The sequence below is a fragment of the Nocardia sp. NPDC049220 genome (assembly GCF_040647855.1).
In the GTDB taxonomy this organism is placed as follows: Bacteria; Actinomycetota; Actinomycetes; order Mycobacteriales; family Mycobacteriaceae; genus Nocardia.
This window is the reverse complement of sequence record NZ_JBEZDA010000007.1, coordinates 240,724-266,321: the sequence shown is the minus strand read 5'-3', so window position 1 is coordinate 266,321 and position 25,598 is coordinate 240,724. Positions and strand designations below refer to the sequence as shown.

The window sequence follows — 25,598 nt, the reverse complement described above, 5'->3', positions numbered from 1 at the left end:
GTGTCGGGGCAGGGACCCGACGCCATGTCGATTTTTGTGCACAACCCAGGCTTCGTCGCCGGACGGACACCACGCAAACAACCAGAACCGACGCCGGCGCGGTCGGGGTTGTCGGAGCGGGTCGCGGATTTCGCGGGGCAGATGCGGGAGTTCAAGCAGGCGCAGCGTGAGCGGGCGGCTGCCACGCGGAAAACGGGCCAAGCGGAGCCGCTGATGGCGCCGACCGCCCGAGAAGTGCGGCGGGGGATGAAGGTGACGGGCCTGACGGTTGATCAGGATCCGTTGGCTGGGGCGGTGGTGCAAGACGGGGTGGATATGGCGGGGTTGTTGGCGCGTTTGGGGGAGTCGTCGACGCCGGTGCGTTATGAGAGGGAAGGGGCTGGCTATATCGCGGTCGCCGAGGGGAATCCGGTAGCGCCGCTGGTGGATGGTGCGCACCCGGACGTGTTGGGTGTCGGGGGTGTGGTGGTGGCCTACGACTCACCGGCAGCGGCCCGCGCGGCGTTAGGGGACGCGGGCGCGTCCGCGGTGGTGTATCTGGTGCAGGGACAACGCGGAAGGTTCCGGCGAGGCAACGCACTGCTGTATGTGGGTGGGATCCTTCCGCAGTTCTTCATGGGTCGGTTCGACAACGACGTGGACCTGGATGTCCCCGACTTCCACAACATGCCAGCCCCTCGAGTGTTCGTACCGAACCCGGGCTTCGACCCCGACCCCAAAACTCGGCCGGTGCGACCGAAGCACGCCGGGCCGGCACCGGCGCAGGAGGTGCGGCGTGCGGCGCCTACCGGAGATGCCGAGCGGCAGCGGCGGGCGGCGGTCACGCGCCTGGCGAAACGGGCACAGTCGGGGACCGGGGAGGCGGGCTCGGGTCTGACCGCGGATCAGGTTCTGGCGGAGTCGCGGACAGCGGCGCTGGCGCAGTTGAAAGCGCAGGTGGCGTTGGGGAGGGCGATTTCCGGGTTGCCGGAAGGGGTGAATCCGAGGCCCGCGGCGACGCCGGAGGGGGCGACGGTAGCGGTGGACCGGGTGTTCGCCACGTGGGGCCGGGAGCAGTCGCCGGTGACGTGGGTGCAAGACGGGGTCGAGGCGTTTTTCCCGGTGTCGGATGTGGCGAAGGTGTTGGCGGAGGGGATCACACCGGGCGATCAAGGCTATGTATCCGGGTTCACCTCACTGGAGCAGGCGAAGGCGTTCGGCGCGGATTGCGTGGTCGTGGTGAAGGCGCCAGCCTTCATTCGAGCGGGCTCCGCGGGGAACCCGACGATGGCATTGCTCATGGGTGGTTTCGCGGAGAATTTCGTGCTGGGGTGGCATGAAATTTCCGGGGACATGTCGATATACGTGGAAAATTCCGCTTTCGATCCGAAGCGGAAGCCGCGGGAACTCGCGGAGCCGGAACCGTCACTGTCCGAGCGGGTCGCGGCATTGGTGACGGATATGCGGGAGTTCCGCCAGGAGCGGAACAAGCAGCAGGTGGAGGCTGCCCGCGCGACGGCCTTGCGCCGCGCGGCCGCGCCGCAAGCGCCGCCGGCGCCGACCGCGAAAGAAGTGCAGCGCGGGATGGAGGTGACGGGCCTGACGGTTGATCAGGATCCGTTGGCTGGGTCGGTGGTCAAGAAGGCGGTGGATATCGCAGGTCTGTTGGCGCGTTTCGGGGATTCGTCGACACCTGTGCGATATGTGGCCGAGGGAGTGGCGTATATAGCGGTGCCGGAGGCGAATCCGATGGCGCCATTCGTGGATGGTGCGCATCCGGATGCGATGCCGAATCTGTTGGGTATCGACGACGTCGTGCTGGCCTACCCTTCACCGGAGGCGGCGCGGGCGGCGTTGGGGCCCGCGGGTGCGACGGCTCGGATGTATGTGGTGGACGGACCGCGAGGCAGGTTCGTGTGGGGGAATGCGCACGTCTTCCTGGGTGGGATCGCTCCACAGTTCTTCTTGGGACGGTTCCAGAATGATCTGGCTGCGCCTGCCATCGCGGACATGCCGGCTGTTCAGGTGTTCGTCGCGAATCCGGGGTTCGATCCCGACCGAAAACCGCGGCCACATCCGATATCGGAGCCAGAGTCCGAGGTGTCGACGGCAACAGCCGACACCGACACCGACACCGAGGCGGATTCCACTACCGGCCCGACTGGTTCGTGGGGGTGGGCCGTGCGCAGCACGCGCCCGACGGCACATGCCGTTGTGCCGGTGGCGATCCCGGGTCGGGAGACCACTGCCCTGACCACGCCGGACCCTGCGATGCTGGCCGTCGCGTTCGAACAGCTGCCGGATCAACCCGGGACAGTTCCCGATGCGCCCCGAGACAGCCTCGGACACGGTGTCGAGATCATCGACCTCAGAGCGGCGCTCGCCGATCAGCCCGCTGCGGACGGGAATTCGACGGCGGTCGACGGCGCCACCGGACAACCGGCGGCAGCTGCTGTGCCCGGTCGTGCCGCTCGTCGGGCTCGGCTGCGTGCCGAACGTGAGCGAGCGGTACAGCAGGCGCGTGAAGTGGTCGCGGCGGCGTTGGCGCGCGAAGGGGAACGGCTTGCGGACCTGGTGCCCGGTGCGGGTCGGGTGCGTAATGTGCGGGCCGACACCTGGGCCAGGGCCCGGCAACTTGTCGCACTGTGGCCGCGTTTGACCGAGCGGGAGCAGGCGGCATTCATTACGGCGTATCCGGAAACGGTGTTGGGGACCGCGGGTCTGCCGAATGAGGCTCGGCTCCGCGCAGCCCACACGGTGCTGGACCTGATCCGGATCGAGCTCGGCGTCGAACAAGCGAAAGACAACCCGGACACCACGCTGGTCACAGGTCTGCAGACGAACATCGAGCGGGTGGAAAAGTTGGCCGCCGCCCTCGCCGAGGCGGACGAACCGCAATCGGACAGCACACCGGTCGACGATGCCGCGGCCGCCGAGCCGGTGGATTCCGCGCCGGCTCGGGTCGACACACCGGGGTCGCGACAGGCTGCTGCCGCGAATCCCGTTGTGCCGGTTCTGCTTCCAGGGCGTGAGTCGACGGCGCTGACCACGCCTGATCCAGTGGCGTTGGCATGTGTGCAGCACCAGACTCCGACGCGGCCCGGTGCCGCGGAACCCGATGTGGCTGATGCTGATCGGCTTGCAGCGGTTGACGCGCCCGGTGCCGCGGAATCCGATGTGACTGATGCTGATCGGCCTGCGGCGGTTGGTGCGCCAAGTGCCGCGCTGCCCGGTCGTGCGGCTCGGCGGGCTCGGCTGCGGGCCGAACGCGCACAGGCGGTGCAGGATGCTCGCGCGACTGTGGCGGCGGCGTTGGCGCGCGAAGAGGTGCGTCTCGCGGACCTGGTGCCGGGTGCGGGGCGAGTGCGTGATGTGTGGTCGGACTTCCGGGCACGGACTCGCTTGCTCATGGAGGTGTGGGACCAGGGCTTCACCCCGCGGGAGCGGGCGGCCTTCACCACGGCGTACCCGGAGACGCTGCTGGGCGCGGTCGATATGCCCGGCGATATTCGGTTGCGCGCGGCTCATGCGGCACTGGATCCGAAGCGGATCGAACTCGGTGACGTGCGGGAGACGGACCCGGATGGCGCGCTGGCCGTGACCCTGCAGGCCGAGATCGAGATCCTGCAGAATGCGGTAGCCGCGTGGGACGGTGGGGCTGGCCCGCGGTCGGACCGCGCGGTGGGCGATGACACTTCGACCGCTGAGAAGGCCGAGACGGTCAAAGATCCGCTGTCGGGCAAATCCCCCGCCGCCGATGCGGGTTCGCAGCGTCCGACGGCGCCCGCGGTCGCGCCGGTGGCGATTCCGGGTCGTGAGTCGACGGCGCTGTCGACACCGGATCCGGCGGCGTTGGCCAGCCTGTCGCAGCCGCCGGCCGAGACCGGTGCGGCCGAACCCGATGCGACTGGCGCCGATCGGCCCGCGCCGGTCGGTGCGCCCGGTGGTGCGTTGCCCGGTCGAGCGGCTCGCCGGACCCGGATGCGGGCCGAGCGTGCGCGTGCGGTGCGGCGTTCGCGCACGGTGGTGGCGAAGGCGTTGGAGCGCGAAGGGTTGCGACTCGCGGACCTGGTGCCGGGTGCGGGCCGGGTACGGGATGTCGAGGCGGACCGGCGGGCCCGGGCTCGGGAGCTCGGGGTGCTGTGGCCGCAGTTGACCGAGGACGAGCGGGCCGCGTTTATCACGGCCTATCCGGACACGGTGCTGGCGGCGGCGGGCTTGCCCGCGGTCGTTCGTACGCTCGCGTGCCATACCGCGTTGGACCACAGGCGGGTCGAACTCGGCGATGAGCGGGAGAAAGACCGGGAGAAGCAGTCGGATGAGCCCGGCGGCGATCCCGCGGTCATCGCGGCTCTGCAGGCCGAGATCCGGATAATCGAGAACTTTGCCGCCGAGCTGGCCGAGACCGTCGAGTTCCTCGCCGAGCGGGAAGCGCAGGATGGCGCGGTCTCGAAGGGAGGCGCCGCCGACGGCGATGCGGTCGAGCCGCTGTTGGTCGGACGGTGCGCGACCTACGCCGAGTGGGTGTTCGCACGGGCGAACTGGGATGCCACCGGCCGGGTCGGTCCGGAACCGGTGAAACCGCCGCGCGGCAACCCGCTGGCCGGCGATACCGCGGTAAATCTCGCGAAGAAGGTGGGCGGTAACTTCAACCGCCGCCATCACGGTCAGCTGACGGCGGCGCAGCTGATCGAGCAGGTGCGCAACACTCCCGGAATGCGAGCGGCGTTCGTCATCGAATACCGCGACGGTTTCGGACACACCGCTTACATCAGCCACGACCCGATACACGAGGTCGTGATCCAGCACAGCTACAGCGGCGGCGGATACCCCCACGAGGGCATGAGCCCGTTCGACGCATACCTGCTGCGGCGGTGCTACAACGGTGACGGCGAGTACACCCACAAGGGCACGGACGCGGTCGATCTATTCCTCCGGCTTTTCGCGGGGGAAGCACACCAGGTCACCTTTATCAAATCCCAGAACGGTGTCCTCGAGCATCCTCTCGCGCCGGGCGAGGAACCCAGCGCGCTGCACGGCGTGCACATGCCGGCCGAGGGCACCCTGCTGTTCGGCGCGCCGTGGGAGGAACGGCATGTCATCGAGGTGCCCTCGCGATGGGAATCGAGATCGCGGTGGGGGCCGGATGCGGCTGTCCTGATTACCAATAACGGCAATCCCGCTGCGCACGGCCACGGCAATGAGGACGCGATGGCGTTCGCGGTCGGCACAATCGCCGGGAACCAACCGGCGACCGTGTTGGTGACCGGCGATGGGGTCACCGCGCGGAAGGATGGCGCCAAGGGATCTCAGCTCGTCGTGCAGACGATTCGCGACACTCTGGCGGACCTGTTGCGGGCGGGAGTCGCGCCCCAGGAGGCGATGCGGCTGGCGTTCGAGCAGGGCTTGGTCGAGGTGACGCGTCTGACCTTCGACGAGTACTTGAACCTGCCGTCGCACCTGCGCCCGACCCTCGACACGTACTTGAACCTGCCGCCGGGTGAGCGTGCTCGCGAGAGCATGGCCGAGATCAGGCACCTGATCCGCGACATGTACCTGAACATGCCGCGCAGAGAGCGTGCACCGGGGGTTTCCGTGGCGGCGGCGATCATGCTGCCGGGGCTGGTCATTGTCGGGAAATTCGGTGACCCCGAAGTGCTTTCGGTGAATCCGGATGATCCGATGGCAGGCGCCAAGGTGCTGGATCCGTGGGATCCCTCCGATACCGGGCTGCACTATTTCGCCGCGGAGAAAGAACTTCCCGCGGATGTGACGCGCTACATCAAGACGTTCCCCATCGAGGGCAACCGGGTCATCGGGGTGTTGACCGACGGTATGCCGTTGTATGCGTTCGCTGATGCGGTTGCTGCTCACCCGAATGATCTTGAGGCGGTCGCGCTCACGATGGCCGACCAAGCTCTGGCGAACGGTGGGCGCGACAACGCCACCGGCGGGGTCGCGGCATTTCCGCTACCGGTGGCGCGACCCGGCGAATGGGTGCTGTCGAAGCATCCGCTGCCGCTGGAATCCCCCGATCGGCAACGATTCTCGCCGGGACCGGGGGAACAAGGCTATGTGTCGCAGGCGCTGTTCGGGAAGGCGTTGCCGGGCAACGCGCCGCACAAGCTGCTGAACCTGGGGTCGGTCGCCGCCGTCACCCATATCGGTGATCCCGGGTTACATGGGCACGGCAATCAGGACTGGGCCGAGATCGCCGTCGTCGAGCACAACGGCGAACCGATCGAGATCGCGATTGTCTGCGACGGGGTGTCCACCTCGGAGCAGGGTCACAAGATTGCCAAGCAGTCGGCGAAAAAGGCACTGGCCCAGGTGAAAGCCGGTATCCGCGCCGCTCAAGGGCAGCGGCTGAACGCACTGCAGGTCGCCGAGGGCGCGGTCGACGCGGTGCAGGCCGATGCGGATGCGACGCCGGCGAGCGGCAATCCGCCTGCCACCACGATAGTGGTCGCCATTGTGCAACGCGGCAAGGCCAGTTTCGCTTGGGCCGGGGACAGTCGTGGCTTCGTCGGGACGAAGCGGGTGACCAAGGATCATTCGAACCTCAACAGGTATATCGACACCAAGGGAATGTCGGCGGCCGAGGCGCTGGAGGGCTTCGGCGCGAACGCACTCCAGCCCGCGCACGTCATCGGTAAAGGTCTGGGGCCGCAGGGGAAGGCGGTCTACAGCACGGAAGTCGAGCTGGACCCGAACCGCAAGGTCATCGTGTCGATCGGCACCGACGGCTTCACCGACAGCCGAGACCCCGACGAGGTCGAGGAGATCTACGAGCAGAATCCGGAACAGCCGGAGCGGATCGTCATCAGGTTGGCCGGGCTGGCGCGGGCGAAGGACGGCGGCGACAACCTCTCGGTCGCGGCTTTGGTGCATCCGCCGCGCTTCGCTACCGCGGACGAGAGTGTACTGCTGCCGGTGCAGGCCAACGCGGTCACCGCGCCGGTGCACCCACCGGTAGGGCCGCCGATCGATCCTCGGCTGGGGCCGGAGACATATGAGCGGCTCCGGGAACGCAACCGGCTGGAGGCGCGAGTTCGAGACGCCCGCAGGCAGCTCAAGGTCATGGCCCGCTATGGCGGCATCAATGTGCACGACCTGGGGCCGATTCGAGGATGGGCGGCGGATTTCCGGGCCTGGGCGCGCGACGCGGAACCCGATGCGGCACGTCATCTGAGGGCGATGGCCGATGTCGTGGACAAGTACCACGAGCATCACGATCAGCTCGACAAAATTGATGCCAAGCTGAATGTGGGCACCACCGACGCCGCGATGCTGTGGACGCGGCCGCGTGAGATGTGGTCGGACGAACCCAACCAGTGCATGACATTTGTGCAGGCCGATATCGCGGCGGTCGGCGGCCGGACAGATATGCGGATCGAGCCCGCCCATCCGGTGCGCGGCATCGCCTTCAACGAGGGTGCGGCGGGGCTGCTCACACCCGAACAGCGTGGCAACCCCGTCCAAGGCCAGTGGTGGGCGAATTTCGCCGCCGCGGACGCAGGTCTCCGGGTCCGCGGCGAGTCCCTGGATCGGGCGGACCCGAATTCCTGGAACGCGGGCGGCAACGGGATCAAGATGCTGGTGGCCTTCCCCACGCAGGCAGTGACAAACGAGTCGCAATCGCCTGGCTATCATGCGGTCTGGCTGATCCGGCATATGGTCCAGGGCGTCGAGCGCATCGAATACCGCGACCCGATCACGGGCCGCTTCATCCGGGACTGGAAGCCGCCGGTGGGCGGCCCGCCGGTGATGGTGCTGCATATGGACCGGCGCGGTGTCCCGGTCCGGTACGACAACCCGAACCCGATCGACCCGGCGACCATCCCGCAGGGGGAGATCTACGTCGGCGCCGCCCCCGGCGAGGGACTCGGGCCGGAAATCAGCGGGCTGTACCGCGATACGCTGCTGCAGCGGACGGAGTTGCTCACCGTCCTCACCACGGCGGGCCTGCAGTTCCTGCGAGACCCGGCGAATATCGGTCCGGAAGAGATCGCGCAGCTGACTATTTTGCGCCGCCAAGTGGCCGACCATATCGCTGCCGGGAATACCGAACCGCCGATCTGGCTCGCCTGGCGGCGAGTGCGGAACCTGGTGGCCGGTGGAGAACACGGCCGTTCGGCCGAGCAGTTCCTGAATGAGCTCGACGATGTGCTCGGGCATGCGTGGACGTTCCTCCGTGTCGATGCGCTCACCCGGGCCATCGGCACGCTGGAGCTCGATCGTGCGGAGGCGTTCGCGCGCGGGTACAACCCGGCGGATCCGGACTGGGAGCAATGGCGGGAACGTTACGACCGGCTGCACCTCCAGGCCGTCCTGCTCAGCTCGATCATCTTCGCGGCACGTGAGCGGGAAGCCGCCGGGGGGCGGAGGATCGACGCTGCTGAGGACGGCATCCTCGCGTTGCTGGCGGCGATTGCCGAACCGCGCGACGCCGCGCTCCTGACCTGGGCTGAGGTGTTCGGCGGAAACCTGCCCGACATCCGAGGCAGTCAGGTCGATCACCAGTGGCGGTTGCTGTCGCCGATCCAGCAGGCGCTACTGATCGAGCAGTTGCCTGGTTGGGTGGCGGCGACTCCCGGCATCGCGTGGTCGGATCGGAGCCGGGCCGATGCCCGGACGGTCGATGCCGAACGCACCCGGTTGGCAGGCCAGGGCGGCAGTGACACCGACCCACGCTGGCCTGTGCTCGTGCCGGACCGCACCTGGGAGTTGGTGAGGCTGCGAAGGCGGGCCGCGGCGGACGGCAGGCCGCTGGCGGTGCTGACCGATGTGCCGCGTGGTCCGGATGGCCGGGTGATGGCCATCGTCGGTGCGCCTGATGCGCACACCGTCCGAGTGGAGACCGTTGGGCGCGGGGTCGAGGCATCCGTGTCGACTGTGCTCGGCGCCGCCATGGACTGGCTGGACCTGCAGGATCCGGGTCATGCGGTAGTGGTGTGGTTCGCGCCGGAGGGACCGCTCGAGGCTGCGGGACTGCTACTCGCCGCCGATATCGTCCACGGCCTGGTCGGCGCCTGGGATCGCTGGAACGCCCCGGGCCGCTGGGACATTGCTCCCTCCATCGAATTCGTCACGCATGGCAGCGCTTCGGCGATCATCGCGACCGCGGAACGCGTTCTAGCCGACTCGAGTCGGCCGGAGGTCAGGTCCCTGGGGACGCTCAACATCCGCGTGACGGGTGGGGATGCGTCGCCGACGGCGGAGTATCAGCGGCCCGTCACGGCGGGGCTGGCGGATCTGGGTGCTGATGCCGAGGAGCGGGTGCGGGCATTCGATGTCGCCCGCGCAGATGCGCGCCGCGACGGTATCACCGCGCTGGAATACGCTCTCGCCGAAGCCGAAACCCTTGCCACGGAAACATGGCACGAGTTCCAAGCGCATCGGGCGCACCTTCCTACCGACGCGGTGACGATGGCGAATGTGGCCAGTCGGCTGGCACAGGCGCGGAACGCGGTCGATGCACTCGACCCGACCCTCGATCCACACAGACCAGGGGCCGCTGGGGCGCACGCCGACGAGGCGAATCAGCGACTTCGCCGACTGCACGAGCTGAACGCCATCGCGGGCAGGCACCACGCGGCCGTCGTTGACGCCACCCGGCTGCGGAGGCTGGCCGATCGGCTCACCGCCTTGGTCGAGCAACGGCGGAATCTGGAAGCGGAACGGACCCGGTTGGAGGCGCTTTTCGACTCGGTCGCCGCCCGAGATGAATTCGCCGACCTGGCCCTGCGGGGTACCTGGGCGCAGAAGACGGCTGCGCTGGGTTGGGAGTCGCGGCTGTCGCAGGGGCTTCCGGAAGGTGAGGCAGCCGACCGGATCGCCGCGATCGACGAAATGCGCGGGGCCATTCGCCAGATCCGGCACATCACGGTGCGGCTGGCCGGCGTCGACGGCAGGGTCGATGCCGCCCTACTTGAGGTGACCGACGGCCCGCCACGCACCGAGGAATTGCCGCGGCCGACACGGGTCCTGGCGAATCCGACGGCAGAATCGGTCGGCGGATTCCTGCGCGAGATGTCGCAGCGGGCCACAGGCGTCGCACCGACTCAGGGTGAAAGCGATGTCCGGCACGATCTGCCGGATTCCGAGCGGCCGTCGGCGAATCAGTGCGCGCCCGCAGCCATGTTGGGCAATGCGATCCGCAACCGTCGCGACCAGGCGGGGATCGAAGCCGCCGACCCGAATGTCGGCACGTACCTCAGCACCGTCGAGGAGTGGGCGGCCGGTCCCGACCAGGATCCCGTGCTGTTCCAGCAGCTGACCGGCATCAGTGAGGCATTCAACGGGCTGTTGGCCTGGCGCGAGGAACTTCAACGCCGGAACCCGGAGGACGAGAACGCAGGCAACGGCCTGGCGGTGTTCCTCGTCGAGGACCTGGAGAACCAGATGGCGCATCTGGTCGAGCTGGTGTTGGTTGTCGAGGACGGTGTTCCCCGAGTCGACCGGATCGATGAAGGTCGCGGTACGGTCATCCGCGGCTTCGTGCCGCCCGCGCCGGTTGTCGACGAGAACGGCGACCCCCAGCCGGAGAAACCAGTGCTCGGGCTGTTCACCCGATACGGTTTCGCGGTCGCGGACCCCGAAGGGCACGTCCGACGCCCGTCCCGCGAGACGAACATCCGCCTCGGCCTGGTCGAGCCGAGCAAGCCGACCTATGACGAGATTCCGGTCACCACCCCGGAGGCTGCGGCGGATCGGGACACGACGCGGCGGGTGCGGATCATCCAGGTCGGCGGCAGGCCATTGTTCGTCGGACCGGATGGCAAGCCGTACAGCACGACACGCGCGAGCGGTGACTGCTTCACGATGGACGCGATACCTGGTAAGGGGTTCCGCACCGACGGGCAGGGGACACACACCGATCTGTGCATGACCTACGACGATGAGGAGTGGGGACCGGCGGCCTTCGGTCTCTGGAAGATCGAGGCGGGGCGGTTGGTCGAGATCTCACCGTACGGTGGGGCGTTCCGGTGGGATCGATCAGATCCGAAGAATATCGCCAACCTCCGTGCCGAGCTGCGGCGCAATGGCATCGAACCCGAACCCGGGTTGTTCGTCAACGTGGAATACCAAGGGGCGCTGTTCGATGCCGACGCCCTGGGATGGCAGGTTCCGGCGTTGCTGGAGTGGCACGGCCGCGGCTTGGACAAGATATTCACCGGGTTCGGTGATGTGGGCGGCGACGACTACTTCGCGGATGCCGACGACTTCACGGTGGATATCGAGCAGGTGGAGTCGACGCCGCACGGCATGCTCATTACGCTGCGGATCGAACCCGTTCGTGGCCAGCCCGGCCGGGCGGTCCTGGAACTGCGCACCGTCGATGGTGAAACCACGGCATATTGGCGCGAGTTCGATCCGGGGCCGGAACCGGAGCGGACCGGACCGGTTTACCTGGACTTGGCCGAGCGGACCGCCGAGTGGCTGGCTCGGTCGGGGGTGGTGATCGGCGAGTCGGACGACGCCGGGCCGCAGCCTGTTCCGGCCGAGTGGGCGGTCACGCAGGAAACGATGATGGTGTTTCCTGCCAATGCGATCGGCATCGAAGAAACCCTTGCGACGGTGCGCGAATGGCTGTCGTCGCGGATGACCGGCTGGTTCGTGTGGCAGCTGGAGGATGTCATCGCGGAGTTGGACGCGATGGTGCAGCGGCCCGGCAATAACGAGGTCATCTATGGGCAGCTGTCTCTCGGTGACGGGCGGCTAAAGGTGACGATGTCCGACACCGACCGCGAGCTGGTATCGATACCGATGCCCGGCGCCGCCGATCGTGCGGCTTGGCGCAGTTCCGGCGTGCAGAGAGTGAACGGTCACCGGCGCAAGGCTGTCTGGTTCGAGCTGGCCGAACCAGACCCTATGCCGCTGCTCACGGATGTGTTGCAGCGCAATGGCTTGCACAGTCTGGAGTCGCTGCTGCAGCCGCTGCGCGGGCGCGGAGTTCTGGGAGTGGCGCGGCAGCGTGGGCGGGTGGTGGCCCAGCTGTTCGACGAAGCGGCGCGGCAGCCGGGGATGTGGCAGGCGCTGGTGGCCCGGCATCCGGAGTTGGCCGGGGTGATCGGCGCGGTGCCCGACGAGGAGCTGCACCGGGAGACCCAGGCCGCGCTGGACAAGGAGAGGGCAGCGCTCGCCCGGGTCGAGTTCTCCGACGACGGTGAGCGCCAGCGACTGTCCACGGTGCAAATCGCGGAAGAGTTGCACGGCATGCTCGAAACCGCGATGAACGGTGTGCCGGTGCGACGGTTGTCAGTGGCGCACCTGCCCGACATCGGTCCGCACGGCCGACCGGCGGACAAGGGCGGGCGGGTCCAGGCGCAGTTCCGGATCGGACCGCAAGCCGTGGACGGCCGCCTGCGGCAGCGCGGCACACTCGCGGACGCCCTGATTATGCATGCGGCGGAGACCGTGTCGAGCCTGGACGATGTGCCTGAGCTTTTCCGCCACATCGCGCAGGTGCATAAGGGTCATCAACTGGCTGCGCAGGGTGCGGTATCGATGATCGTGATCGTCACCTTCGATCTGCGTAGTCCCACGGTCAGTTGGGCCGACATTCTCGACGACCGGAACGGCACCGACGTCTCGATGCTCGCCGAACAGGTCATGGCGCTGAAGGCGGCCTACCGATTCCGCTCGGGCGCCACACCGAAGGTGATGCTGGATGCCGACGGCGATTGGATCGACGTTGTTGGCGCGGTCCATGCGCTACCCGAGATGACCGAAGAGGTCGATTTCGAGTTCGACAAGGCGTCTCCCTGGGACGTGGTCGCGGAACTCGGATTCGGCGACCTCGCGGTGGGTGCCACCGAGGAGGACGCGGCAGCCGCGGAGCGACTGAAGCAGGCGTTGACGGAGCTCGGCCGGTTCCCCTCGGTCCGGCAGGTCGCCGCGGTGCTTGCCGAGTATGGCGACGAGGTCACCGATCTGGCTGTGGTCGAGCCAGCCGCGATCGCCGGCTTGCTCGGAGCCGACGACCATTCCCGGCACATCGCTACCATCATGCTGTTCGCCGCAGAACTTCGCACTGCCGAGGAACGCGCCCGCCAGGTAGAACAGGGTTACCACGACGTCGCGCCACCAGAGGAAAGTCAGCAGCTGACGCAGCTGCTGCGGACTGCGCAGGCGTTGAAGCGGTTCCGCCGTTCGGTCGCCTTTCTGCCCAAACCACCGGCCGTCGACTATCTGCTCAAATCACCGGCTTCGGCGGTGCTGTCGCTGAAGGATCCGTTCGTCGCGATCGGCATCAGCGTCAATGCTGCCCTGATCGATGTGAATCTGGTTGTCGGCGAGGCGAGTCCGGTGACGCTGGACGAGGGGCTGCAGCGCACCGTCGACCGGTATCAGGACATCACGGGTACCAACCCGGGCCTGGCGGTGGCCTCGCTGATGTACCGAGGTGCGGATCTGCACCGGATGGTCGAGGAACTGACCGCAGTTCTGGAACTGCGCCTGCTCGCCGGTGAACAGAACAACTGGACGTTGCCCACGGTCCAGATCAAGGCGCACGGTGATCGCGCCAGCGATGGCGATCAACTGGGCAGCTGGCTGGTGACGTTGTTCGGCAACGCCGTCGTGCGGCGCGCATTCGAAAAAGCCACCCTGGCAGCCGCATTTGCGCTGTCGCCGGAGACGGTCGATCGGCTGATCACACGGACTTCCCCGGAGTGGGATAGCTGGAACCAGCGTTACCAGACGGCGTGTGACGAGGTACTGCCGGACATGGTGGTACCCAATGTGCTGCTCATCGGGCAGAAGTTGGCGGATCTGCGGGGGCGCGAAGAACTCACCGAGGCGGAGCGGGATTTCGTCGAAGCGCACGATTTGCTGAACCGGATCGAGGATGTCCGACGGGCCCAGCGGCAGATCGAACAAATCATCGCACTGCATGATGCGCTGCGCGACACCGTGTCCCGGCGAGAACGAATGCTGGACACCGGCGAAATGTTCGAGGGGTTCGCGCAGCGCGCGCACGATCTCGACGAGGTGGCTCGCATGGTGACCGAGATCGAACGCGAGGCGGGTTTCCGGCCACCGTGGGTGCGCGGGCGGATTGTGGAGAACCTGCGCGGTCTCACGCCAGGCGAGTGGTTCCAGCCGCGTGCGGTGGTGCGGCAACTGCGCGCCGACGAGGACGAGGCGCGGGCTCTGCTGGCGGCCTTGTACGACGATGTCGACCCGTCCGATCTGACCGACGACCAGTGGGGCGAGCTGGAGCGGGATCCGCTCACCGAATCGGTGGCCCGGGCGGTGCTGGAGATCCGGGCGCTGCGCGCCGAGCTGGACCGGGTCGCCGCGGTCACCGACATGCTGCTGAAGCGGCGCAAGCGGCTGGACAACGCATTGGCGCGGGCCGCCCGGGCCGCCAACGAGAAGCCGCCCGCGCCGCAAGTCGAACTGGGCCACAACCTGTCCGAGCTTCGGATCGATGCCATTGCTCTGCAGATGGCGCCCGGCGACTTCTTCCCCGATGGCGTCGTACTCGCCGAGCTGGACGTGTTCGCGGACGCACTGAAGGCAGCGCACGTAAACCGGTTGAACGCGCGGAAACAGTTCACCGACACCCGCAGGGGGCTCGGCATTGTCGCGCCGGGTGTGGACGCGCTCGCGCAGCTGCAGAGCGAGCACATCGCGGCGGTGGGCAGCGACCCTGACCGGGCCGCCGGGCTGGCCGAGTTGATCGCCATCGCACAACGCCATGATCAGTGGCAGCAGCAGTTCGACTCTCTGAACACACACGCCACCGAGCTCGAGGAGGTGGCGACCGAACTGCGTGGCAAGATCGATTTCCTGCAAGACATCGCCCGATCCCACGAGCTGTCCAGTGCATTCCAGGCGCTCGAACGACAATTCCGCGAGAGACTGGCCGCCGCCGCCCGGCTGGCCGCCGCGGAACCGGTCGACACCCGACCGGACCCTGCGACCGGCCGGACCAACGGCATCGAGGTAGTGCCCGACCAGCTGGCCCGGCCGCAGTCGCCGGCCCCGGAGGCGGAGGGAACGGCCGCCTTCGTACGGCGAGACCCGAAGCCGCTGTGGGCCGACCAGTGCTGGCCCGCGATCGCGGCGGACATCGCCTACCGCACGCAGCGCGACCGCTCCGGAATCCAGGCCGCCGTCCCGGGATTGGGCGTGGATTTCGCGGACGCCGAGCATTGGCTGGCCCGTCCAGGGCAGGAACCGGTGTTCGCGCATCAACTGCACGGCCTGCGGGACGGATTCGAGCGGTTCAAGACGTGGGTGGCCGCCCACGAGGGCAGCGGCAACGGCCTGCAGATGGTGGTCACCACCGCACCGACGGAGGGTCTCGGGCACGCGGTGCTCTGGATGGCGGTCGTCGACGGCGACGACATCCGGGTCGATCAGCTGGATCCGAAGACCAACGAGATCATCCGGGACTTCCGGCCACCCGCGGGGGATCCGGAAGGCCAGATCGCGGTGGCGGTGTTCGTCGGCGTCGACGGCTACGCGGTCGCCGACCCGGTGGGCGTGGCAGCCCGGCCGCCGCGGGAACGGCCGATTTTCGTCGGCGCCGTACCCGCGGGTGATGGCGCGGCCGAGCCCGCCGGAAATGCCGCGCTGGTGCAGAAGGCATTGCGAAAAGCGGGTATCGACCCCGAACACCTCACCCGAATGGTGCATCAGGCGGATGTGGCGCCCGATATCGATGCGGCGCATGCGCAGGGACGGGCCAACGCCCGGCTGTGGGACTTCTCCACTGACGCCCAGCGTGCCGCGTTGCTGGCCGACGCCGAACTATCGGAGATTCTCGGTGAGGCCGAGGGTATTCCGGGTTCGATCCGGAACAAGCTGAACGAGTACGCCTTACACCGGGAACACCGCGAACTCTTGGCGGCGGGCCCACTCGATGAGGACGACCAGGCGCGGTTGGCCGAACTCGAGGCCGTCGACAGGATCAACGAGATCGGCAAGAAACGCGCCGCGAAGATGGGTGTTCCGTTCCATCTGCTGTCGTTCCCTCGCAAGTCCGGGCTCGGCAGCCCGGGTTGCACCGCGGTCGAATACAGCGACCAGGCACTGTTCGCGCAGGATGCGATCACGTTGGTGCCGGAACCCACCACTACCTGGGCCGAGCTGACCGCCGCTGTGCACGTCGGTGCGGACTTCGCCGCCGCCGAGAACCGCTCCAGCCGGGTGGCGCCCACCAGGGTGTGGCACCGGCACGGTGCCGTCTCGACCGTGCTCGATCGGGAGATGGCGGCAAGCGCCGCTCTGGTGCACGGGATTTCGGCGTTCCGTGGGGCCAGGGATTCGCGGGCGCGACAGGATGACGAGCCGCCGAGCATCGAACTCGTGTGCCGTGGCGACGCTCCCGGCATTCAGGCATGGCAGGCCGCGGCCACTCGGTTGGCCGGTCATGGCGTCGACACGGTGCATTTCATCCCGGGCACCGGGTCGCAGCGACTGACCCCGACGGAAGTCCTCTTGCGGGGCAAGGACTGGGTCGCGGATCTGCCCGGCGCGCCGAAGCTGGAGACTCGGTCGCTGGCGCCCACCACGCATTTCCGGATCGGTGACCCGCGCACCGCCGACAAGGTCGTGGTGTTGATCTACCGTGGTGTCAAGCCCGAGACGCAGCGCAGCGGCTTGCGCAGGGCCGTGGACGAGTTCGCGGCCAGGCACCGCCGCGATCGGTCGGTCGCGGTGGTGGTGTGGCAGGGCGACAACTCGCGCGAGTTGGCGGGCTTCCTGGTCGAACTCGCGCAAGAGCGTCCGGACAGTACTGATCCGGAGCGGAAGATCCAGCTGATCATGCCGAAGCCGGAACGCAGATTGATCCTGCATCTCGCCGCGGATGACGAACGGCTGGATCCGCATCGGACCGCGTTCCGGGGTCTGCCGCGGCAGCAGACGATGCCGGACGAAAAGTTGCAACGCGGCATGACCTGGGTTGCTCAGCATGCCCCGCGGGTGTTGCGGGGCAAGCGCAAGCAGTCCAGCAATGCGCCGGTCGCTCGGCCCGCCGCCGTGGTCGATTTGGGTGAGCTGAACACCATGCGGCATCTGGCTCGGGCACGGCGTCCGGAACTGATCACGGCGCTGAACGACCGTTTGGCCAACCGCGGTGTGACCGCCGAAGCGTTGCAGCAGCCCGGCCTGTTGCGCGAGCATTTGGTCGGCGTGTTGGATGGGCTCGGACACCATCTGATCGAGCTGGCCGGCGATGTCATCGGTGCGACGCAGAGCGAGGACGAAACGCTCCCGCACTTCGCTCGACGTGTGAGCGAGCACCCTGCGGCCACCGCGGAACTGCGTAGTCTCGCCAAGGATTGCGTCGATCTGAGCGACGCGATGACGATGCTCGAAGACGTCGAGCGGTGTGCCACGCGGCCGGGGAAGATCGATGAGCTGGAAATCCTGTTGCATTTCGCGCAAGCGCAGAACGAACAGGGTGTGGTCGAGGATGGGGAATTCGAGGAACTCATCCAGCAAGTCGTCGAACTGGGCAAACTGGCTCGGGTCGTCCGCGCCCAGGAGGAGCTGGGCGACCCGGGTACCCAGTCGGCCGCGGACATACAGCATCGAAACAACGAGAACTTCGACGCGCAATTGGCGCAGGTACTCGACCAGGTTCGGATGCTTCGGGAACACGAGCGAGACAGCGCTCCGGTCGTCGTCGGCGACGATCTGCTCGCGCTCGCGGACGCGGATGCGGCCCGGCGCGCATTCTTGCGTCAGGAATTGGTAGCGCAGGACGGGGTGGAGGTCCAGCCGGTCGGGTTGGACGCAGGACGGCTGTCGGTGCTCCGAGTCCGACGGCGAACGGCCGCTGAGGCATTGGCGTCGCTGGTGGGTGGGCATGCCGACCAGCTGACCCCGCACCGAGTGGTGCGGTTGCACGCGATGTTGACCGAACGCCGCTACGACCCGGCCCACCGCGCGGCCGCGACGAAAGTCCTCGAGCTGGATCAGGTGCTCCCGGACGCGGCCGCCTATGTCACCGCGAACGAGCGGATCGCGGGCATCGAGCGATTGCGGGCGGAACTGTCGCGTGCGCACGCGCATTCGCTGGTGGCGACGCGGTCCCTCGCTGACCCCGATCTCGACAATGATCAACGGGGACTGCTCGACAAATTCGGATTCGGGTTGCCGCGCGGCCTACCGGACTCCAAGCAACTGGCAGCTCTTCTGAGCGCCGCGCAGCAACGGCGGAACCAGGACGCCGAAGCGGCGGAACTGGCGATCGTCGAGGACATCCTTTCCGACCTGCTCGAGCTGGCCGACCAGCGGAAGCTGTGGGAGCGGCGGATCCAGTGGCTGGAGGAACTCGCCTTCCGGTTCACCACGATCGCGGGCGAGTTCTTCAGGTTGCGGCGCGAACGCGATGTGCTGAACCAGCAGATAGTCGACCGCGGCGGATTCGAGTTCGGCTGGCTGGGACCGGATTCCGAGCGAGCCGGGCAGCTGCGCCGATTCCTGCGCAACGAGCGGCGCGACCTAGCGCACGACATCGGCCGCGAGGAGCTGGTTCGAGCCGGTCTCGTGGCGACGGAACTGACTGGCGAACAGTTGACGCGGCTGGGCAAGCAGCGGCGATTCGACGACGGGCTCACCGGACGGATCAACCGGTTCCGTGATTTGGAGCGGCTGATCGACGACGTGCGTGAATTCGACCGGCTCACCGCTGAACTTGCCCGCATCGATCTGTCGTTGACCCGGGGGCTGGGCGAGTATGTCGATCAGCTGATCGAAAAGGACTCTCTCCAAGATCTGGTCGAATACGAGAAGCCGCCCGCGAAAGCCTTGCGGCATTTGAGCAACGGTGCTGCCGACTGCCTGATCGAATCAGGTAAGCAGGTGTACACGAAGCAAGGCGGCACCGAGGCGGTACCGGAAGAACTGCGCCGCGCCCGGGTGGGGACACAAGGGGTGCTCGCCCCCGGGGCTCCGCTGGTGCTGCGCGCGGACTACCGCAGATTCGGATATCGGGACATCTATCAGGCCGCCGAGCATGTCGTGAACACCGGTGACGGTGTCGTGCTGCTGCTGGCGCAGCGCGGTCTCGTCGAGGCCGCCGAGCCGGGCCAGCATGCGGTGGGCTTGGTGTGGGAGGGAGCCTGGATCGAATCCGAAGACGGCACGCTGGTCCCGGATTCGGCGAATGGCGAGGTGCGGGTCTTCGACGACGGTGAATGGACCTCGTTCCTGCAATGGGCTGCCAAGCAGCGCGGTATCCGCACCGTCGCCGGGTTCGAGATCATGAAGGGCGGCACGCCGCGGCGAGCGCTGGTCGACGGGAAGTCCCAGGCGGTCGCGGGGTTGGACTACGACAATGTCGCCATCGCGGGTCGGGTTGTCGCGCAGCCGGAGTACGTCGAACCTCGACCGGCGCTGCCCGAGTTGCTGTCCGAGGAAGACGGTCAGCAGCGGCACGACCAGGCGCAGCAGCTGTGGCTGGAGTTGCGACAGCGGGTGGATGCCGCGGTTGTCGGGCTGGAACCGGCCGAGGCCCAGCGGCAGCGCCCCGCGCTGCTCGACCGGGAATGGCACGGCCTGACCAGCCAGGACCAGCTGTTGCTGCTGGATTACCTGTCCGGCCACACCGGGTACGAGACGGTGGCCGTCGCGGCGGATCTGTCGGATTCGATGGCGGACGCGCTGACTCGGACGCAGATCGCGAAGACCCTGCGGCGCGGTGAGGGTGCGTTCACCGGCGAGGACCGGTGGCAGTTCCGGGAAATTGCCGATTGGGAGCATCGGCTGCAGATGGCCGAGCGCTGGGCTACACACCTGGGTAATCCGACGCTGACATTGCGGGGACACCGGCTGTTCGGCCACGAAGACCGCACCATGTTCATCGCGGGCGATAGGCGTCGGGTCAAGCAGCAGCGGGCGAAGCTGATCGTGCATGTGGACGAGAACCGTCGGTTCGACGTGGTCTTCGACCGCAGTACCGCGCATTCCGTCGACACGGTGCTGACCGATCTGACGCAGGCCACACCCGATCAGCCGATTGTCTCGGCGTGGTGGTCCGGGGCGGACAGCGCCACCCTCCGCTGGGATATCGAGCGGTTGATCGCGGAACTCGATGCGGCGGAACTGGATCTCGTCCTGGTCGTGCACGAGGGTGGCGCGCAGATGGTGCAGGACGCGCGCCCTCTGCTGGAGCAGTTGCCGCCGCACACACTGGAACTTGCGGCCACCGAAGAGGTCGACGAGCGGGCGCCCGCGCAGGCCGGTGACGATGCGACGATCGTGCAGACCGCATTGCGCTGGGAGGGCTTGTCGAGCGTCCGGGACCTGGTCCTGCACGACGACATGACGGTCGAACAGGCACGGCAGTTGGGGGCGCGCAACGCCGCGATCTGGCGTCGACTGCCGGGCTATGTGTGTCCGGCGTTCCGGCGGCACTGCCCGCGGGAGATGCTGCATTTCGTCGGCTGGCCGGAGTGGGCGCGCGACGGGGCGGGACGCGCCGCACTGGACCGGCCGAACACCGAATTCCTCCTGGCCGAACGTCAAATTCGCATCCTGGACACCGCGCTGCAGTCCACCGCGCCCGGGACTTCAGCGCTCCTATTGGGTGTTCAGAAGCTGTCGGATGATCGAGTGGAGATCCGGTTCGCGATCAAAGGCACGGCCACTGCGAAGAAGCGGAAGCTGCTGGAAACGCAGACCGTGCGCAAAGAGGCCCTTCTGGGCGCGCTCACGACGAAGATCGTCACGGAGTATGTGGAAGAGCGGAACCGCGAAACGACGGTGTTCGCTGTCGTCCGACTGGGTCCCGCGGGCATCGAAGTCGATACGGCCGAGGCCGACGGCAACGCCTTGGCCCGCGAGATCGCGGCGGCCGTCGCCGGTGAGCGAACACTGCATCCGGATACGCAACGCCTGGAAAACAACCTGGTCGGCATGGGCGCCGGCGCGGCGGCGCTGCACCATCTCATTGCGGCAGGCGAAGTGGCCGCCGAGATCGATTCGGCCGCCGACAATGACGACTACTTCTGGTTCCCCAACCACGCCAGGGAGATCCAGCGGCGGCGCACCGCCGCGGCCAGCACTCGGCAGCCACGCCAGACACGGACCCTCGACGATGCCCGGGTCGAGAGGTTCGACAGGTACCTGAAGTCCCTGATCACCCGCGGCCCGGACCATTGGGCGAACCTGGACGTCCTGCGGGAACTGCGTGTCGCTGTCCTGCGCCGCGAGCTGCTGGCGGCCCGGATCGCGGAGCTTGCCGGGGAGTTGGACATGGTGGACACGGTGGTCGATATCGACGGGGTGAATCGGCCGCTGATCGAGAAGTTGAACGAGCTGCTGCTGCGCCGTGCGGAGCGCGGTGAGCAGGTGCGGGAAAAGATCCTTCGGCTGCACTTTCTGGTCCCGAACTTCGAGATCGCAGACGCCGAAACCCGCTTCTTCCGCCGCATGGTCGACGACCGGGAGATCGCCGTGCCCGACGCGTGGCGAGTACAGGATGCGCTGCTCACCGAGCTGCGCGACGTCCACGCCAGGCAGGTGCAGCAACGGCGGCAGGTAATCGAGGTGCGGCGCACCCATGACAACCAGCTCCACCAGCTCCCGCGCGAGGCACGCGGCCTCAACCCGGCGCTGCGGCCGTTGGCGGTGCAGCGCACCACGCTGCACCGCCAACTGGCCGAAGACTTCGGCGTGCTCCCCTCCGAGTTGAGCCCGCGGTTCCTGCGGAAGCAGATTGCACAATTGACGTGGACCGACCCGCGCGTCCAGCGTGCCAAGCAGTATCTCGCAGTGCGCGAGCTGACCCATGCCGTAGATGCTCGTGACCGCTCGGACAAGCGTCTGCACTGGTTGCTGAGCCGCGGTGAGCGGCTGATAGAGCTGATCGACGTCCGCGCGGCGGCGGCATCGGAGCAGCAGGAACGGCTCGACGAGCAGCTCGCGCTGATCACAGCCGAACTCGCCGACGGCCTCGAAACTCCGCGCAACGGCGACACGGCGAAGGTCCCCTTGTCGCCGCCGCATGCCGGTCCGTTGAACTGTGCCGTGCACGCGACGAAACGGTTCCGGACCTACCGCGCGGACCGGGGACAGGAGCCGCCACCCAACACCGCGTTGGCTGACACCAAGGCAGTCAAAGCATCCGGGGTCCCCGAGGTTCGGGTCGCCCGGGCCGGCGACGCGGACCGACAGCGGTTCCGATCCCTGCGTGATCTGCTCGAACATCTCGCGCCCCCGCTCCGACCAAGGGGAGGCCGTCCTTCGACGAGTTCGCCCGAGGTACGCGAGGGCATCGAGGACGTGCCCGCCGCGCAAGAGGAGGCCACCCGCGGCGCGATGATGGGCCTGCTGCTCTACCGCGGCGTCCAAGGCATCGGTCACGTGTTCTACGCCGAGGTCGACGAACAGGACCGACCGGTCATCTGGGATGTCGACGAAAACGGGGAGGAACTGCCACCCATCATCGGATGGGCAGCGGCCCAGGAATGGATGATGCGCCACAGCCGCCGCGGCCTGCGCGGCATCTTCGGCTATGGCGCGTACGCCGACGGAAACGCCGAAGTCCCGTTCCTGCCCGGCAAGGACCGTATGGTCCCCGCCGACGAAATCCCGGAACGCGTCGGCGCCGCACCCGGCGACACCGAAAGCGGGCGGCTCACCGCGCTCAGCTTGTGGAATGACGTGGAATTGGTCGGCGAGTTGGCAGAACACCTCGGTATCGACCCGGCGGGAATCAACCGGGCTCGGCTGCGCACCGCGGTGCAGGTGTTGCAGGACCATTTGCGGGGTATGACCGCCACCGACTGGGCGCGAGCGGTACGGGCGGGGGAACTGGCGAACTTCCCGCGGTGGCTCGGGCAGCGGATCGAGCTGGAGTGGGCCACCGCGAATGCGACGGTATCGGCTACCAGCGTCGACCACTCGACACAGCGTGAGCGGATGCTGCAGGCTTTCGTGGCGGCGCGGCGCGAGGCGGCTGCCGAATCGGATCGAGAGTTGGCTCGGCTGTTGGCGGTTCCGCGGCTGAGCGCACTGTGGCGTCCGATGGATCCGACGGATCCGTTGGCCGAGTTGTGGCTTCTGAATGAGAAACTCGAGAACGAGGCCCCCGTGACTCGGGTCATCGAGACGATCGAGTTCATGCTCGCCGACGTCAGCGTGAGCGATGCAGAGCGCGGCACCGACACACCAGCACTGACAAGCGTCGAAGAGCTGCTCTTGGTGGAGGCGGTGCACGAGCATCTGCCGCACATCGTGGTACGGAAACTTCCCCTGCTCTCGGATCGGGAACGGACCTGCTTCGACCTGTATTTCAGTCCGGAACAGCGAACACAGCTCGAGGTCGCCACCGAGATGCGGCTCAGCGAACCAACCGTGAATCGCGTGCTCCATGACATCGCGCGTCGGATCGCTCCGCGGATTCCGGCGGGAATTCGGGAGCGGTACCTGAGTGCGGGGAAGCTGCGTCGTGCTGCGGTACTGGATGTGGCGTCCGAGGTGGGCGTGTCGGTAGAGACGGTTCGTCGGGTGCTCGATCGCAGCCACACCGGTGATCCGAAGATCGCGGCCATGGTGATGGCAGCCGCCGAACGGATCGGGCTGCTGCGCCGCCGGCCAGGGGTGGTCGCTGTCCCGGGCGCAGGCACCGCGCCGCGGTGGTCGCCGATTCCGACGGTGCGTATCGCGGCGGCTCCGCTCGCGGCCCCGCGTCGCGGTGCGAACCGCGACGCACTGGAGCTGGTGGCCGCGGTGTGGAAGAACGACCGAGCCATGGTCGAGCCGCATCTGGGCGGGATCGATCCCTTCGAGATCGAATGCTTCGACTTGTATGTGGCGGGTCACACGCCCCCGCAGATCGGTGAGCGGAAATCGAAGCACCGCGCCACGGTCAACAAGATCCTGAACCGGGTCGCCAAGGCATTGATCGACAAACTCCCACCGGAGCTCCGGGACGATTACGCGGGCAGGGATCTGCTGCGCCCGATGACGGTCGAGGAAATCGCTCGGCGGGCCGGCTGCAGTCCCGAGACCGTCTACCGGGTGCTGCGCGGCGCCACCAGCACAATGGTGGGCGATGACACCGCACAGCGCGTGCGGGCGATCATCGCCGAAACCGGTTACGTCGGGAAGCCGGGGCCGGAGCCGAGGGACGCGATCGCCGGTCGGTCCGGGACAGTGGTCACGGACGGCGTATCGGAATCGGATGTCGGTGCGCTGAAGCATCGTCGGGTCGACGCTCCGAAGATTTGCGGTATCCAGGTTCAGAAGGCCGGTATCTGGCTGCTGGGGTCGAAGGCCGACCCGCGGATGAAGGCGACCCGGCACACCAAAAAGGTTGAGCGCGAAGGGATTTCCGAGAAACAGTTCGCCAAGGGCTTTGTCGCGGACTTCGACGAGGGTCCGCGCAGTACCGGGGTCGATGGCATCGAGCAGGCGATCAGGCAGGTGCGCGAGCACGGCGGGATAGCCGCGCTGGCGATCAACCACTGGAAGGGGCTCGGACACGCGGCGCTGTATTTCAAGGTCGATGAACGCTTCAGCGCCGCACATCGGGACATAGCGGATCTGCGGCTCGGTGAGGATGCGGTCTTCGACCCTTCCGAGGACGAACTCGGGGTTCCGATCCTCATCGGCGGCGCCGAAGGGCGGTTGATTCGCGGCGCGGAGATCGCCGTCTGGAAACACAAGGTCGGCGCCCGCGCCGGTGTGGTGGGAAGGATTGTCATCGGTCGCGACGGCATTGCGCCGTTGGCCCTCGCCGAAGGCGCCGAGCCGGTGAACGCCGGCTCGGCGATGCTGGGTGCGCTGGTGGCGGATGCACCGGGCGATCTGATCCAGGCTTTGCACGACGAGGCCGATAACGGTAAGAGACCCGTGGTATTGCCGGGTGACGGCCTGATCGAGACCCGCTATGTTCTCGGCAGGGAGCAGGGTGACCGCGGCCTGTTCGAGGCGAGCGAAGCGACGACCACTATCGCCACGGGTGGACTCAGTCTTCTGGCTCAGGCGAGTACGCAGCGTCACGAGAACAGGAAACACAGAGCGAAGTACCTCGCCGGCGAGACTCCGGATGCCGCTGCGCTGACACAAACCGCATTCCTCTACGAAATTCTCCGTGAGGAAGCCGAGGCATTCGCCGAGAATGCGATTTTCGATGTGCGGATGGCGGCGCGTGGTTACGACGTTCCGGTCGAGTGGTATGTGCCGATCTACGCGGACGCCCGCAACCAGGCCATCGAGGAAGCACGGAATGAAAATCCGGAAAGCACCAACAAAGAACTGGTGGCCATAGGTCACGAGGAGGGTGTCCGTGCGCTGCAGAGAGAGCTCGAGGCGTCCGGCTACTTGACTGCGCAGTACCTGGAGCACTGGACCTGGGTAAACAACCATCCCATCGAGAACATCCGGCGGGCGACCTCGAGCGAAGCGGCTACCGAAATCCGGCTGAAGGCGTTGGAAATGAACGCCGCAGACCGGGACCTGCGCAATCTGCAGCGAACGGCCCGCCGGGAGATCGAACGATTGGTTGCGGGGCCGACTGCCCCGGGGTCGAAGTGGGACGAACGTCGCCGCGCGCACAGTGCATTGATTATTCGGGACCTGACCGCATGGTCTAGTCGAGCCGAAGCGCGGGTGCGCGCCGCCGAGCGGGCGCTCACCGCTCGAGT

At 67.4% G+C, this 25,598-nt stretch carries 1 protein-coding gene (running past one end of the window); it reads left to right on the top strand.

The features are described 5' to 3' along the window. The first annotated feature begins 24 nt into the window (after positions 1-24). On the top strand, positions 25-25,598 hold the start of the coding sequence (locus tag AB0C34_RS18780; protein WP_357074110.1) for an alpha/beta fold hydrolase. It continues 84,316 nt past the right edge of the window; the window shows 25,574 of its 109,890 coding nt (coding positions 1-25,574); its start codon is at positions 25-27; its stop codon lies beyond the right edge, outside the window.